The sequence below is a fragment of the Umezawaea sp. genome, from assembly GCF_057122925.1.
The window spans coordinates 19,821-35,535 of sequence record NZ_DBNGPQ010000154.1; the positions used below are offsets into that span (position 1 = coordinate 19,821).

12 protein-coding genes are annotated in these 15,715 nt (G+C 70.7%); 10 read left to right on the forward strand and 2 right to left on the reverse strand.

Translation table 11 applies throughout. The features are described from left to right. Positions 1–30: 30 nt before the first annotated feature. The gene (locus AC156L_RS34615) at positions 31–681 is read left to right on the forward strand and encodes a DUF998 domain-containing protein (protein ID WP_330875706.1); all 651 of its coding nucleotides are present in this window, start codon (positions 31–33) and stop codon (positions 679–681) included. Continuing rightward, complete coding sequence (locus tag AC156L_RS34620; RefSeq protein ID WP_330875707.1) at positions 678–2,696, forward strand: glycosyltransferase; 2,019 nt, start codon at positions 678–680, stop codon at positions 2,694–2,696. Before AC156L_RS34615 ends, AC156L_RS34620 begins: the two co-directional genes overlap by 4 nt. Here AC156L_RS34620 and AC156L_RS34625 read toward each other — a convergent pair. Next, positions 2,636–6,511, reverse strand: a complete 3,876-nt coding sequence (locus tag AC156L_RS34625; protein ID WP_330875708.1) for a patatin-like protein — start codon at positions 6,509–6,511, stop codon at positions 2,636–2,638. The two genes, AC156L_RS34620 and AC156L_RS34625, sit on opposite strands and share 61 nt — an antisense overlap. 589 nt (positions 6,512–7,100) lie before the next feature. Next, positions 7,101–8,672 carry a polyprenol phosphomannose-dependent alpha 1,6 mannosyltransferase MptB gene (mptB, locus tag AC156L_RS34630; protein ID WP_330875709.1) on the reverse strand — a complete coding sequence of 524 codons (1,572 nt, stop codon included), beginning with the start codon at positions 8,670–8,672 and terminating at the stop codon, positions 7,101–7,103. 128 nt (positions 8,673–8,800) lie between these two features. Here mptB and AC156L_RS34635 point away from each other — a divergent pair, with 128 nt between their 5' ends. From AC156L_RS34635 to AC156L_RS34670, 8 genes are read left to right on the forward strand one after another with little or no spacing between them, the layout of a single operon-like run. After that, positions 8,801–9,529 carry a helix-turn-helix transcriptional regulator gene (locus tag AC156L_RS34635; protein ID WP_330875710.1) on the forward strand — a complete coding sequence of 243 codons (729 nt, stop codon included), beginning with the start codon at positions 8,801–8,803 and terminating at the stop codon, positions 9,527–9,529. Next, positions 9,526–10,983, forward strand: coding sequence for a Fe-S cluster assembly protein SufB (gene sufB / locus AC156L_RS34640; RefSeq protein WP_330875711.1), 1,458 nt, complete (start codon positions 9,526–9,528; stop codon positions 10,981–10,983). Before AC156L_RS34635 ends, sufB begins: the two co-directional genes overlap by 4 nt. A gap of 1 nt (position 10,984) precedes the next feature. Next, complete coding sequence (gene sufD, locus AC156L_RS34645; RefSeq protein ID WP_330875712.1) at positions 10,985–12,166, forward strand: Fe-S cluster assembly protein SufD; 1,182 nt, start codon at positions 10,985–10,987, stop codon at positions 12,164–12,166. Next, the gene (locus AC156L_RS34650) at positions 12,163–12,471 is read left to right on the forward strand and encodes a non-heme iron oxygenase ferredoxin subunit (RefSeq protein ID WP_330875713.1); all 309 of its coding nucleotides are present in this window, start codon (positions 12,163–12,165) and stop codon (positions 12,469–12,471) included. The genes sufD and AC156L_RS34650 overlap by 4 nt, the downstream gene beginning before the upstream one ends. A 22-nt stretch (positions 12,472–12,493) precedes the next feature. Continuing rightward, positions 12,494–13,264, forward strand: coding sequence for a Fe-S cluster assembly ATPase SufC (sufC, locus tag AC156L_RS34655; protein ID WP_330875714.1), 771 nt, complete (start codon positions 12,494–12,496; stop codon positions 13,262–13,264). A gap of 45 nt (positions 13,265–13,309) precedes the next feature. After that, positions 13,310–14,587 (forward strand): cysteine desulfurase, encoded by a 1,278-nt coding sequence (locus AC156L_RS34660; protein ID WP_330875715.1) that lies wholly within the window; start codon positions 13,310–13,312, stop codon positions 14,585–14,587. 3 nt (positions 14,588–14,590) lie between these two features. After that, positions 14,591–15,034: a Fe-S cluster assembly sulfur transfer protein SufU gene (gene sufU / locus AC156L_RS34665; protein ID WP_330875716.1), complete on the forward strand. Its 444-nt coding sequence runs from the start codon at positions 14,591–14,593 to the stop codon at positions 15,032–15,034. Beyond that, on the forward strand, positions 15,031–15,426 hold the full coding sequence (locus AC156L_RS34670) for a metal-sulfur cluster assembly factor (RefSeq protein ID WP_330875717.1): 396 nt from the start codon (positions 15,031–15,033) through the stop codon (positions 15,424–15,426). Before sufU ends, AC156L_RS34670 begins: the two co-directional genes overlap by 4 nt. The last annotated feature ends 289 nt before the right edge of the window (positions 15,427–15,715 follow it).

Genomic DNA, 15,715 nt, shown 5'->3' on the forward strand with positions numbered 1-15,715 from the left:
GCCTAAACATTAATAGGCCAAGATTTCGACATGGCCGAGATTCAGGCAAAAGGGCGGGCGGTGCTCGCACCACTCGCTGTTGCGAGCCTCGTCCTGTCGTTGTTCCCGATTGTTTACCTGCACGTGGCGTCGGCGGGCCAGATTAGTCCCATCAGCCGCACGATCAGCGACTACATCTTCGTCGACAACGGGACCGGGCTGCTCGCGGTGACGGCGCTGTCGCTCGCCGCCGGTTCCGTCGTGCTGCTGATCGCCCTGTTCGGGGCGGGTCTGCCGCGTCGTGGGCCGATCACCGTGCTGGTGGGCCTGTGGGCGGCGGGCTTGACCGTGGCCACCGTGTTCCCGACCGACCCGACCGGAACCCCGACGACGATGTCCGGCGCCGTGCACCGATACGCGGGCGCGGTGATGTTCGTGAGCCTGCCGCTGGCGGGTTTGCTCATTTCCCGGAGATTCATCCCCAGTACCACCGTCCGTCGCCTTTCGTTGGCCAGTGGTATCACCAGCTTTCTATTCATGCTCAGCCACGTCCCGGTTGTTTTTCCGGGAGATGGCGCGGTGCTGCTGGGGTTGGCCGAACGAATCCTGTTCGCCGTCCTCTACGGCCTGCTGTTCGCACTCGCCGCCGCGCTCTGGCGGGACACCGCGCCGCGGGGGCGCACGGGGGAGGTGACCGCGTGACCGGCATCGCGATCCTGCTGGCCGTCGTGGGTGCCGCGTTCTTCGCCGTCGCCGCCCGCCTCCAGCACAGCGCCGTCGAGCAGGGCGGCGGCGGACCCCGGATCTCCGAGCTGCTGCGCCGTCCCCGCTGGCTCGGCGGGCTGCTCCTGCTCGTGGCGGGCGCCGGGGTGCACGCCGTGGCGCTCGGCATGGCACCGCTGACCGTCGTGCAGCCCGTCGGGGTGCTGGCGATCGGCATGACCGCGCTGCTGGACGGCCGCCGCGAGGCGCTGCCCGCGGTCGCGCTCACCACGTTCGGCGTCGGCGCGTTCGTGCTGCTCGCCGCGGGCAGCGCCACGGCGACGCAGGTCGCGCCCGAGGCCGAGCTGACCGCCGGGCTGCTCGTGCTCGGCCTGATGGCGCTACCCGCCCTGCTGGGCGTGCTCAGCGGACGCCCGCACCTGCGGGCGCTGTCCTTCGGCGTCGCGGGCGGCGTGGCCTACGGCTACGTGTCCGTGCTCATGCGGGCCGTCTCCCAGGACGTCCAGCAGGGCGCGTTCGACCTCGCGTCCGCGGGCTCCGTGCTCGGCATCGTCGTCTCGCTGCTCGTCGGCGGCTGGTTCATCCAGCACGCCTACGCGGGCGGCCCCGCCCACCTCACCGTCGCCTGCCTCACCGTCGTCGACCCGCTGGTCGCCGTCGGCATCGGGGCCGGGCTGCTGGGGGAGTCCGCCCGCACGACCGGGTGGACCGCCCTGGCCCAGATCGTGTGCGCCGCGCTCGCCGTCGGCGGCGTCTGCGTGCTCGCCCGTCGAGAAACACCACCCACCAGATCGGAGAAGCTCGTGAGCAACGGTCGCGCACAGCGGATCGTCATCGCGGCGGAAACCTTCCCCCCGGACGTCAACGGCGCCGCTCGCTTCGCCCACCGCCTGTCGGTCGGCCTCGCCGGGCGAGGGCACGACGTGCACGTCATCTGCGCCGACCCGGTGGGTCCGGCCAGGACCGAGATCGCCGACGGCATCACCGTGCACCGCCTGCGGTCGCGCCGCACACCGTTCTACCGGGGCTTCCGGGTGTGCCTGCCGTGGGAGGTGAAGGGCGACGTCAGCGACCTGCTCGACCAGCTCCGACCCGATCTCGTGCACGTCCAGGCGCACTTCGTGATCGGTCGCCAGGTGCTGCGCCAAGCCGCCGAGCGCGGCATCCCGACGGTGGCGACGAACCACTTCATGCCGGAGAACCTGTTCGGCCACGCCCACGTCCCCCGCCGGCTCCAGTCCGCCGCGTCGCGCTGGGCGTGGAAGGACCTGAGCAGGGTCTACTCGGTGGCCGACGCGGTGACCGCGCCGACGCCGCGCGCCGTGGAACTGCTGCACGAGAAGGGGTTCCCGAACAGCGCCGTGCCGGTGTCGTGCGGCATCGACATCGACCGCTACCGGTCGCGGGCGGCCACCCGCGCCGACGGCCACCAGACCGTGCTGTTCGTCGGCAGGCTCGACGAGGAGAAGCGGGTCGACGAGCTGCTGCGGGCGCTGGCGCTCGTGCCGAGGCTGCACGCCGAGATCGTCGGCGACGGCTCGTGCCGCGCCGAGTGGGAGCTGCTCACCGCCCACCTGGGCATCACCGACCGGGTGCGGTTCCGCGGGTTCGTCGACGAGGAGGCCCTCCTGGACGCCTACGCGAACGCCGACGTGTTCTGCATGCCCGGTGTCGCCGAACTCCAGAGCCTCGCGACGATGGAGGCGATGGCCGCGGGCAAGCCGGTCGTCGCGGCGGACGCGATGGCGCTGCCGCACCTGGTCCGCCCCGGCCGCAACGGCTGGCTGTTCCAGCCCGGCGACGTCCGCGGCCTGGCCGACCGGCTGCACGGCGTGCTGGCCGACCCGTCGGTCACCGCCCGCATGGGCGCGGCCAGCAGCGAGCTGATCGCGCGCCACGCCATCGGCGGCACGCTCGACAGGTTCGAGGGCATCTACGCCGGGGTGCTGGGGCTCCCGGCGCTCACGCCGCCGGTCGCCGAACTGGCGGCCTGAGCCGACCGCGTCGTCCGGGCCGCCTGGACCCGGATGGCGTCGACCACGCGCAGGGCGGCGGGCTTGAGCACCAGCCCGCCGTCCTCCCGCCGGTCCACCAGGAACCGGTACAGCAGCGCGTGGTTCTCCAGCTTCACCAGCAGCGCGTCCGCGACGTCCGTGCGGTCGCGGGCCGGGTCGGCCTGCCGCACCAGCGTCCGCACGATCGCGCGCCGGGCCCGCATCGGCACCCACCAGCTCGTCACCAGCACCAGGACCAGGCCGAACACCAGCGAGGTCGCGAGCACCGACTCCCAGCCGAGGAAGCGGATCCGGCCGAGCAGCAGCACCACGGCCACCAGCAGGAAGCAGATGCCGTAGACGACCGCCCAGCCCGCGGTCGCGGCGGCGGGCGCCTCGGCGTTCTCGGTGTCCCACCGGCCGTTCCGCTTGCGCCACCGCTGCAACGACCGGCCGCCGGTCGTCGCGCACGCGGCGCCGACGGCGACGGCCGCCGCGGCGACGACCACGACGAACGGCGACGTCAGCAGGGCCAGGTCGTACAGCTCGTAGCGGACCACGGCCCACACGGCCAGGCCGACGGCGGCCACGGCGGCCACCCGCCACACGACCTTGCCGATCCTCTTGTAGGTGCGCCGGTCCTTGAGCACGGCGAACGGCGTGCGGATGGGCGCGGGCAGGCTGCCGATCACCAGCAGCGCCAGCACGACCAGCGCCACACCGCCCACGGCGACCATGCCGGTGGCGGCCTCCTCGCCGGTCTCGCCGGAGTTCAGCGCCGCCCGCGTCCGGTCGATCGCGATGACCCCCAGCGGGATCACCGGTGAGAGCAGCACCAGCCCGTGCAGGAGCGTGCCGGACCGCAGCGCGGAGTACCCGAAGGCCGCCATCAGCGTGCCGCCGCCCAGCGCCGCGGCCGGCCCGACGGCCCAGTTCGGCAGCAGGTTGAACAGCGCCAGCACGAGCAGCGCGCCACCGACGGCGAACCCGAGCGACCCCAGGAACTGCGCCAGCTTCCCGCCCCTGGTGAGCCCGGTGATCGTCCAGTACGGCAGCAGCGCCGCCCCGCGCACGACCCTGGTCACCGGCTTCAGCGCGGCGAGCCCGGAGTTCTTGCTGTCCGCGACGGTCACCGCCACCGCCGCCGCGGTGGCGGCCGTGCGGATCATCTGGTCGCTGCCCGCCTCCTGCGAGATCGGCTCGCGCCCGATGCCCGCCTCGTCGAACGCGCGCAGCGCCCGGAGCCCGAGCGCGGTGCTGCGGGCCCGCGTGGACGGCGTGTCGAAGTCCACCGGCGCGCTCAGCCGCTCCAGCAGCGACGCCTGCTCCTCCAGGAACAGCTCGCCGCGCGACCGCGGGTCGCCGCCGTCCTTGCGGTCGGCCAGGATCGCCGCGCGCAGCGCGGGCAGCTCCTCGCAGATGATCCGCACGTGCAGGCCCCACGCCGCCAGCTCCGCGAGCGCGCCCGCCGTGGGCGGCAGGTCGCCCTCCCGGACGTCCTCGGCGTAGATCCCGGCGAGTTCCTCCTTCGCCGCGGCCACCGCGCGCGCCAACTCCGGCGTCGACCCGCCGAACAGCTCGTCCACCAGGTCGTCGACCTGGTCGTAGGCCCGCTGCCGCGCCCGCCCCGCGTCCCCGCGCCGGTCGGCCTCCGAGGCGGTCAGCAGGTCCATGCGGCGCAGCCGCTGCGGGTCGAAGATCACCTTGCAGAGCATCGTGGCGCCGTCGAGCCTGCCCCAGATCCAGTCGTTGACCCGCCAGGAGCGCTTGAGGAACCCGGAGAACCGGCTCAGCGACGCCCCGCCCGCCTTGTCGTCGGCGGTGGTGCTCCTGGTGGCGAACGCGTTGCGCGTCTGGAGGCTGATCTGCACCAGCTCCACGGCCTGGTCCACGCCGCCGCGCGAGTCGTCGGCCAGGCACGTCGTCGAGATCTCCAGCGCCATCAGCCGCGACAGCCACACCTCCGGGCCCGCGACCATCCCGGCCCGCGCCTCGCGCGGCGTCAGCTCGGTGGTCAGCAGCGCCCGCCACGGCGCCAGCCCGCCCAGCGCCACCCGGTCGGTGTCGTCGAGCAGCGTGAGGATCTTCTGCGCCTCGTCGACCAGCGTCCCGATCTCGATGACGGTCGCCCGCACGTCAGCACCGATCGACCCGGTCTCGCCGAACGTCATGCGCTGGTCGTACACGCCGAGCCGTTCGCTCCAGTACGCCTGGTCCAGCGTCCCGGAGTTCGCGCCCGTCCACGTCACGTCGACCTTCTCGCGGAGCTGCCGCAGCGTCGCCCGCACCCGGTGCAGCCGGGTCCGCGACTCCGCGACCAGCACGCACGCGCCGCGCAACGGCCCCTCGTGGGTGTCCGGCACGACCCAGACCATCCGCTTGAGCAGGTCCATCGCCGACGACGCCAGCGAGTCCGCCATCGTCACGCCCCACAGCCACCCGGTCGCGGCCAGCGTCGACGGGAGCTGCTGGGACGGCACGTAGGGCAGCGTCCCGTGCCGCGCGCGCCACTCCCGCTGCGCCGACTCGGCCGCCGCGCGCACCCGTTCGAACGACCAGCCCGCCGCGTTCGACCCCGTCACGGCGAACTGCCGGGTGGTGACGTCGCGCGCCGCCAGCCGGATCCGCACGTCCTCGTAGTGCTCGTGCAGCGTGCTCGCCAGCTCGTAGGCCTTCTCCGCGACGGTCGTCGGCGCCTTGTGGTTGTTCGCCAGCCCACCCGCGAGCCGCTCCAGCAGCGAGTTGCGGCCACCGCGCCGGGACGCCGCCAGCCGGTTGTGCTCCTCGATCTTCTCCACGTACGTCCGGCTGCCCTGCCCCGACCACGCGCCCTGCACCCGCACGGCGGTGCTGACCGTGCTCGGCACCTCCCGGCGCTGGTGCGCGGGCGGCTCGGCGCTCTCGGTCTCGGCGTGCGGGAACACCAGCAGCATCACCCGCCGCACCGGCCCGTTCGCGGGCATCCGGTCGATGGCCTCCAGCGCCTCGCGGGTCGGCGTGTTCACCAGGACACCGCCGTCCACGGCGAAGCGCGACCGGTCGGCGTCGCTGTGCTTCGCCCACGACGCCACGTCGCCCATGTCGGGCTTCGACGGGGTGCCCTGGCCGTTGACGGGGATGAACGAGGGCTCGAACGCGATCGGGAACGACGCGGACGACCGTGCCGCCAGCGCCATCTGGAGGACCCGTCGCGGCAGGTCCTCGGCGGCGAAGTCGTCGCGGCCCGTCGTCTCGTCCGACGGGGTCGCCCAGTCGTAGGCGTCGCGGCGGAAGGAGAAGCTGCCCTGGTCCGCGACCTGCACCAGGGGCTGGCCGAGGTCGTCGTAGGAGACCTTCGGGACGCCGCCCAGCAGCGTGGTCGTGATGCGCAGGTCGACCGGGCGGTCCTCGGGCCGGGTGGGGGAGAAGTCGGTGGTGAGCCGGTCGAGCATCTCCTGGAGGCGGGGCAGGAAGAACTCGTCGCCGCGCAGCAGCGACACCGGCTGGCCCTGGAAGGGCGTGCGGAGCAGTTGCTCCATGCGGCCTTGCTCGGCCCAGAGGTCCCGCAACCGGGTCAGGTCCGCGTTGTGGCTGACCTGCGACATCGCCAGGGCCGCACCGTTGATGCCGCCCGCGGAGGTCCCGGTGATGACATCGGCCCTCGCGGTGCAGCCCACCATCTGGAGGAGGTGCTGGTAGGTCGTGCCCCGCCGGGTGAGGCGGTCCAGTTCGAGCACCACGCCGCCCATCCAGACAGCGAGACTGACCCCACCGTTGAGCACCACGGCGAACCGGATCTGCTCCTGCGGCACCTCGGCCATGTGGAACTCCTCCATCGGACCACCACGACGGGGCGATCTTGCCGGCAAACGGGGAGCGGCGGATTGGAACCGGAAGATACGAACCGGGTGGCGGTTCGGGGGTTCCGAGACCGTCGGACCCCGCGCGGTTGGCGTGCCGGCGAACGACCAGGACCCGCTCAGCGCTCACTCCGCTCTGCTGCATCACATCCACGAATCCAGAATACTGTCTACGATGTCCATGACGATCTGCTGTGGAAGCGACCCGAGCAAGCAGCCCATCGCCGTGAAGTTCGGCCCAGCCCAAGCCGGCCACCACGGCTGAGCGGCCCGACACGAACCGACTGATCATCGCCGTGAGGACCGAGCTGAGCCGGTTGGCCGCTGCCGAGCGGAACGGCCTTGGCTGGTTGACCGCCACCAATCGGACCGGCCTAAACCGACCGCCCACCGTCAAAGCGCACCTGCACAAGCCGACCGGCCACAGCAAAAGCCGCCTGACCTGCCCCAAGCGGACCCGCGCAAGCCGTGTGGCCGTGACGACACTCGCGCACCGGGGGGACAGCCCCACGGTCCGGCGCACTCACAGGCCCAGCCCCAGCACTCGGTGTGCAGTACTCGACACTCAGCGGTAATCGTTGCCCGGCGGCAACGGATCCCGGCGCATCAGCGGGTACAGCTGCTTGCGAGCCACCAGCACGCACAGCACGAACGTCACCACCGCCCCCGTGACCGCCTGCGGCACCACATAGGCACGCCCGTCGAACGTCGACCCCGTGGGCGGCAGGATGATCGCGATGAACGCGCTCGTCGTCATCGCGAACGTCCGGAACCTCTTCGCCACCACCGCGGTGGCCAACGGCAGCGCCGCCCACAGGACGTACCACGGCTGGAGCACCGGCCCCAGCACGAGCACCGCGCCCAATCCCGCACCCAGCCCGTTGGCCGCCTTGATGCGCCCCCGGAAGCTCTTCCACAGCAGCGTGCCCACGATCGCCACCGACACGGCCTGCCCGAGGATCCTCGCCAGCGCGATGGTCGCCTCGGTGTGGTTGCCCAGCGACAGAGTGATGCCCAGTCCGCCCGCCAGGTAGCCGAGCGCGGTCGGCGGTGACATCCAGCTCTTCACCGTCGTGGCCACGTTGAGCGTGGACGTCCAGCCGAAGCCGTAGCCGGTGCCCAGGCAGACGAGCGCGGTGATCGCCGCCGCGATCACGGCCAGGATCGCGGCCGAGCGCACGAGGTCGCCGAACCGGCCGCCGAGCCTGCGCGCGAACATCACGCCGAGGAAGCCGAGCGCGAGCATCGCGGGGATCTTCACCATGGCGCCCATCACGATCATGGTCGCCCCGAGCGTGATCCACAGCAGTTCCTCGCGGGTCACGGGCGGGGGTGTCGCGCCGCGCGCCAGGACCGGCATCCTCCGCATCGCCAGCTCCAGGCCGACGAGCATGAGGCCGATCGCGAGGCCGTCGTTGTGGACGCCGATCACGATGTGGAAGAGCACCAGAGGGTTCAGGGCGCCCAGCCAGATCGCGCCCACCGGCGGCACGCCGAAGCGGCGGGCGAGCCTGGGCAGCGCCCACACGATCATCGCCAGGCCCACCAGCGCCAGCAGCCGGTGCAGGAACACGCCCGGCAGGACGTGGTCGCCGGTCATCATCGCGATGACCCGGCCCCCGGCCAGGAACAGCGGGCCGTACGGGGCGGGGGTCTCGCGCCAGATGTTCGGCACGTTCATCGTCAGCGGGTGTTCCACGCCCAGCGCCGTGGCGGGGCCGAACTCGTACGGGTCCTGGCCGCGCGCGGCGATCTCGCTCTGCGCCAGGTAGCTGTAGACGTCGCGGCTGAACATGGGGAGCGCGAACACCAGCGGCATCGTCCACATGAGCAGCGTGCGGTCGAGCTGGCTGCGCGTGGCGAGCCTGACCCGTCCGGGGCGGACGAACCTGCCCAGCCACAGCCACGCGGACACGATCATGAACACGCCGGTCCAGACCAGGCCGATCGCGACGCTGGGCATCCGCACGAACAGGCCGAGAACCGGGGTGCCGGGCAGGGGGCTGAAGACCGGGGCCGCTCCCGCGCCCAGCGAGCCGACGACCAGGAGCAGGGCGCCGACCGTCCCCCAGCGGCGGATCACGTCGAGCTGCCTGCGTTCGACCGCGTCGAGCGAGCCGGGTTCGGTCGCCGTCACGTCTGCACTCGTCCCCACTCCGCCTGCCGCCACGTCGAGAGGGTAGCGAGCAGCGAAGACGGGTGACTCGGGTCACCCGGCCGGGGCGGATCTTTGCGAGCGCCGACGAAATAAGCAACACTGGTGTTGTGAAATACGCCGGGACCGATTCGCCCGCCTCCACAGGCGGTGTCGAAGCACCCTTCGCGCCCCCCGGGCACGACGGGCGGACCAGGCGGGGCGTCGCCAGGCTGCTGCTGGAGCAGGGCCCGGTCACCGCGGCGGCTGTCGCCGAGGTGCTCGGACTCAGCCCCACGGCGGTGCGCAGGCACATCGACGCCCTCGTCGCCGACGGCGAGGCGACCAGCAGGGAAGCACCCCGGAGCGGCCAGCGCGGTCGTGGCCGCCCGGCGAAGCTCTTCCTGCTGACCGAGACGGGACGGGCCCGCTTCGGGCACGCCTACGACGACCTCGCCGTGGCCGCTCTGCGGTTCCTCGCCGAACAGGGCGGGGAAGAGGCGGTACGGGCCTTCGCGGAACGCCGGATGACCGCACTGGTCGACCGGCACCGCGCCGCGATCGTGTCGCTCCCCAGCCCGGTCGAGAGGGCCAAGGCCCTTGCGAGCGCGCTGAGCAGGGAGGGATACGCTGCCTCGACGCGCAACGTGGGCGCGGGTGAGCAGTTGTGCCAGCACCACTGCCCGGTCGCCCACGTGGCTGCCGAGTTCCCACAGCTGTGCGAGACCGAGACGGCGATGTTCGCCGACCTCCTCGGGTCCCACGTCCAGCGACTGGCGACGATCGCACGCGGCGACGCCGTGTGCACCACGCACATCCCGAACACCGCAAAGACCCCAGATGGAGGGGAGCCCGCATGACTGCCGCTGCCGAGCAGCGCACGCCCACCACGGTGCAGTCTGAGCCGCTCAGCCAGGAAGAGACCCTGGCGAGTATCGGCAACTACGAGTTCGGCTGGTCCGACTCAGACGCTGCTGGTACGAGCGCACGCCGAGGCCTGAACGAGGACGTCGTCAGGGACATCTCGGCGAAGAAGAGTGAGCCGGCGTGGATGCTGGAGCACCGCCTGAAGGGGCTGCGCCTGTTCGAGAAGAAGCCGATGCCGACGTGGGGTTCCGACCTCTCCGGCATCAACTTCGACTCGATCAAGTACTTCGTGCGCTCGACCGAGAAGCAGGCGACCTCCTGGGAGGACCTGCCCGAGGACATCAAGAACACGTACGACCGGCTGGGCATCCCCGAGGCGGAGAAGCAGCGCCTCGTGGCCGGTGTCGCCGCGCAGTACGAGTCCGAGGTCGTCTACCACCAGATCCGCGAGGACCTGGAAGCGCAGGGCGTCATCTTCAAGGACACCGACACCGCGCTCAAGGAGCACCCGGAGCTCTTCCAGGAGTACTTCGGCTCGGTCATCCCCTCGGGTGACAACAAGTTCTCCGCGCTGAACTCCGCGGTGTGGTCCGGCGGCTCGTTCATCTACGTCCCCAAGGGCGTCAAGGTGGACATCCCCCTCCAGGCCTACTTCCGGATCAACACGGAGAACATGGGCCAGTTCGAGCGGACGCTGATCATCGTCGACGAGGGTGCCTACGTGCACTACGTCGAGGGCTGCACGGCGCCGATCTACTCCTCGGACTCGCTGCACTCGGCCGTGGTCGAGATCATCGTGAAGAAGGGCGGCCGCTGCCGCTACACGACGATCCAGAACTGGTCGAACAACGTCTACAACCTGGTCACCAAGCGCGCCAAGGCCGAAGAGGGCGCGACCATGGAGTGGATCGACGGCAACATCGGTTCCAAGGTGACCATGAAGTACCCGGCGGTCTTCCTCATGGGCGAGCACGCCCACGGCGAGGTCCTGTCGATCGCGTTCGCGGGCGAGGGCCAGCACCAGGACGCCGGCGCGAAGATGGTCCACATGGCGCCGCACACCTCCTCGACGATCGTGTCGAAGTCGGTGGCGCGCGGCGGTGGCCGCACCTCCTACCGCGGCCTGGTGCAGATCAACAAGCGGGCGCACCACTCGAAGTCCACGGTGAAGTGCGACGCGCTGCTGGTCGACAACATCAGCCGCTCGGACACCTACCCCTACGTCGACGTCCGCGAGGACGACGTGCAGATGGGCCACGAGGCCACGGTCTCGAAGGTGTCCGCCGAGCAGCTGTTCTACCTGATGTCGCGCGGCCTCACCGAGGACGAGGCCATGGCCATGATCGTGCGCGGGTTCGTCGAGCCCATCGCGCGCGAGCTGCCCATGGAGTACGCGCTGGAGCTGAACCGCCTGATCGAACTTCAGATGGAAGGGGCCGTCGGCTGACATGGCCGTGTCAACAGAGGCCCAGCACGGCCTGTCCGACCACTCGCACGGCGCCGGGGCAGCGATCCCGGTGTCGTCGCGGGCGGACCACTTCTCCTCGTTCGACGTCGACGCCTTCGAGGTGCCCGGCGGTCGCGAGGAGATCTGGCGCTTCACCCCGATGAAGCGGCTCGCCAACCTGCACGACGGCGCCGCCGCGACGGGTTCCGCCACGGTCGAGGTCACGGCCGCCGAGGGCGTCACCGTCGAGACCGTCCTGCGCGGCGACGCGCGGCTCGGTGTCGCGGGCACCCCCAGCGACCGGATCGCCGCGCAGGCGTGGTCGTCGTTCACCGACGGCACGCTGCTCACCGTCGGCAAGAACGCGGAGATCGCCGACCCGACGCTGGTGACCGTGACCGGCGCCGGTGTCGGGCAGGTCGCCTACGGGCACCTCCAGATCCGCACGGAGCTGTTCTCCAAGGCCGTCGTGGTGATCGACCACCGCGGCTCGGGCGCGTACGCGGACAACATCGAGTTCGTGGTCGGCGACGGCTCGCACCTCACCGTCATCTCGGTCCAGGACTGGGCCGACGACGCGGTGCACGTCTCCTCGCACCACGCCTCGCTCGGCCGCGACGCGACCTTCCGGCACACGGCGATCACGCTGGGCGGCGACGTCGTCCGCCTCACCCCGACCGTGACGTACACGGGCAAGGGCGGCGACGCGGAGCTGAACGGCCTGTACTTCGCCGACCACGGCCAGCACCTCGAACACCGCACGTTCATCGACCACGCGGTGTCGAACTGCCGCAGCAACGTCGTCTACAAGGGCGCGTTGCAGGGCGAGGGCGCGCACACGGTGTGGATCGGCGACGTGCTGATCCGCGCGGCGGCCGAGGGCACCGAGACCTACGAGCTGAACCGGAACCTGGTCCTCACCGACGGCGCCCGCGCCGACTCGGTGCCGAACCTGGAGATCGAGACCGGCGAGATCGTCAGCGCGGGCCACGCGAGCGCCACGGGCCGCTTCGACGACGAGCAGCTGTTCTACTTGCAGGCCAGGGGAATCCCGGAGGACCAGGCCCGGCGCCTCGTCGTGCGCGGCTTCTTCCACGAGATCCTGCTGAAGATCACCGTCCCCGAGGTGCGCGAGCGCCTCGAAGCGGCGATCGAGGCCGAGTTGGAAGCAGTCGGCGCATGATCAGGGTGTGTGCACTGTCCGAACTGGACGACCGCAAACCGCTCGCGGTCGACGCCGACGGCAACCCCGTCGTCGTCGTCCGCGACGGGGAGCGGGTGCACGCACTGCAGGACGTGTGCTCGCACGCGGCGGTGTCGCTGAGCGAGGGCGAGGTGACGAAGCAGGGGATCGAGTGCTGGCTGCACGGTTCCCGCTTCGACCTCGTCACCGGTGAGCCGTCCTCGCCGCCCGCCAGCGAGCCCGTCGACGTCTACTCCGTCGAAGTACGCGACGGCGACGTGTACGTCGCCGTCCCCCAAACCTGATCCACCACAGGAGAACAGCAGCATGGCCACGCTTGAGATCAAGGACCTGCACGTCACGGTCGTCACCGACGAAGCGCCCAAGGAGATCCTCAAGGGCGTCGACCTGACGATCAAGGCGGGCGAGACGCACGCCATCATGGGGCCCAACGGCTCCGGCAAGTCCACCCTGTCCTACGCCGTCGCGGGCCACCCCAAGTACACGGTGACCTCCGGTTCCGTGACGCTGGACGGCGAGGACGTGCTGGAGATGAGCGTCGACGAGCGGGCCCGCGCGGGTCTCTTCCTCGCGATGCAGTACCCGGTCGAGGTCCCCGGCGTCTCGATGTCGAACTTCCTCCGCACCGCCGCCACCGCCGTCCGCGGCGAGGCCCCGAACCTGCGCCACTGGGTCAAGGAGGTCAAGGGCGCGATGTCCGAACTGGACATCGACCCGGCCTTCGCCGAGCGCAGCGTCAACGAGGGCTTCTCCGGCGGCGAGAAGAAGCGCCACGAGATCCTCCAGCTGGGCCTGCTCCAGCCGAAGATCGCGATCCTGGACGAGACCGACTCGGGCCTGGACGTCGACGCGCTGCGCGTCGTGTCCGAGGGCGTCAACCGCTACAAGGCCTCCGGTGAGGTCGGCGTCATGCTGATCACGCACTACACCCGGATCCTCAAGTACATCTCGCCCGACTTCGTGCACGTGTTCGCGAACGGCCGCATCGTCGAGTCCGGCGGCCCTGAGCTGGCCGACGTGCTGGAGAACGAGGGTTACGTGAAGTACACCGGCAGCGCGGAAGCAGCCAAGGTCTGAGTTTGTTGCACCTGTAGGACCCGTATGAGAGGAGGCGTCGGACCAGTGACCACCACAGCCACTCCGCTGGACGTCGTCGCATTGCGCGAGGACTTCCCGATCCTGGCGCGTACCGTTCGTGAAGGCAAAAGGCTGGTCTACCTGGACTCCGGCGCCACCTCACAACGGCCTACCCAGGTGCTCGACGCCGAACGGCGTTTCCTGGAGACGTCGAACGCGGCCGTGCACCGCGGCGCGCACCAGCTCGCCGAGGAGGCGACGGACGCCTACGAGAGCGCCCGCGCCCGGATCGCCGACTTCGTCGGCGCGTCCGCCGACGAACTGGTGTTCACCAAGAACGCCACCGAGGGCATCAACCTCGTCGCCTACGCGATGGGCAACGCCGCGATCTCCGGCCCGGAGGCGCAGCGGTTCCTGCTCGGCCCCGGCGACGAGGTCGTCATCACCGAGATGGAGCACCACGCGAACCTGGTGCCGTGGCAGCAGCTCTGCCTGCGCACCGGTGCGACGCTCCGCTGGTTCGGCGTGACCCCGGAGGGCAGGCTCGACCTGTCCACCGTGGACGAACTGGTGAACCCGAGGACCAAGGTCGTCGCGTTCACCCACCAGTCCAACGTGCTCGGCACCGTCAACCCGGTGGCCGACCTCGTCGCGGCGGCTCGGAAGGTCGGCGCGCTCACCGTGCTGGACGCCTGCCAGTCCGTGCCGCACGGCCCGGTCGACTTCCACGCCCTCGGTGTGGACTTCGCCGTGTTCAGCGGCCACAAGATGCTGGCCCCGTCCGGGATCGGCGTCCTCTACGGCAAGCGCGAGCTGCTGGAGGCGCTGCCGCCGTTCCTCACCGGCGGCTCGATGATCGAGATGGTCCAGATGGCGAAGTCCACCTTCGCCCCGCCGCCCCAGCGGTTCGAGGCGGGCGTGCCGATGACCTCGCAGGCCGTCGGGCTCGGTGCCGCCGTCGACTACCTGCGCGAGGTCGGCATGGACCGGATCGCGCAGCACGAGCACGTCCTCACCGAGGCCGCCCTCCGCGGCCTGGGGGAGATCCCCGGCGTCACGATCGTCGGCCCGACGTCCACCGAGGACCGCGGCGGCGCGGTGTCGTTCGTGATCGACGGCGTCCACCCGCACGACGCGAGCCAGGTGCTGGACAGCCTGGGCATCGCCGTCCGCGTCGGCCACCACTGCGCGTGGCCGCTGCACCGAGCGCTGGGCGTGCAGGCCACGATCCGCGCGACCTTCTACCTCTACAACGACCTCGACGAGGTGACCGCGTTGCTGGACGGCGTCCGCGAGGCGCAGCGGTTCTTCGGGGTGGGATGAACCATGCAGCTCCAGCAGATGTACCAGGAGATCATCCTGGACCACTACAAGAACCCGCACGGTCGCGGTCTGCGCGACCCGTACGACGCCGAGTCGTTCCAGGTCAACCCGACCTGCGGTGACGAGGTGACGTTGCGGGTCAAGCTCGACGGCGAGACCGTCGCGGACGTGTCCTACGAGGGCCAGGGCTGTTCGATCAGCCAGGCCTCCACGTCGGTGCTGACGGACCTCGTCGTCGGCAAGACGGTGGGCGAGGCGTTCACGAAGTACGACGCGTTCGTCGAGCTGATGCAGAGTCGCGGCACGTTGGAACCCGACGAGGACGTCCTGGAGGACGGCATCGCGTTCGCGGGCGTTTCGAAGTACCCGGCGCGGGTGAAGTGCGCCCTCCTCGGGTGGATGGCATTCAAGGACGCGGTCGCCCGCAGTGAAGGAGCAAAGGCATGAGCGAGCAGGACACCGACGTGGTGCGCGGGGTCGAAGGACTGCCCGTACCGCCCGCTCCCAAGGCGGACCTCGCCGCGTACGACGACCTCGAAGAGGCCATGCGGGACGTGGTGGACCCCGAACTGGGGATCAACGTGGTCGACCTCGGGCTGGTGTACGACCTCCGGGTGGAGGAGGGCAACATCGCGATCATCGACATGACGTTGACGTCGGCCGCGTGCCCGCTGACGGACGTGATCGAGGACCAGACGCGTGCGGCGTTGACCGGTGGGCCCGGCGGCGGGTTGGTGGACGACTTCCGGATCAACTGGGTGTGGATGCCGCCGTGGGGTCCGGAGAAGATCACGGATGATGGGCGGGAGCAGTTGAGGGCTCTCGGTTTCACCGTGTGAGTTCTTGTGCGTGGGGCCCGCCTGGTTTTCAGGCGGGCCCTTTGCGTTTCGTTGGACCGGGTTGCTGGTCCTCGTTGGATCGGGCAGCTGTCAGTCCCGTCGGATCGGGTGGCTGCCGGTTCCAGCAGGGGTGGCCGATGTGACTCGGGGCCCCTCGATTCGCCCTTGGTCGGGCTACTTGTCATGGGTGCGCTGTTTGCCGCATGAGCAGTGTGACCACGTCCTTGAGGCTTCCTCGTTGTTGGAAGGCCCGTCTTTGGCGGGCTGCGCCTGAGCCGTCCAGGAGGAT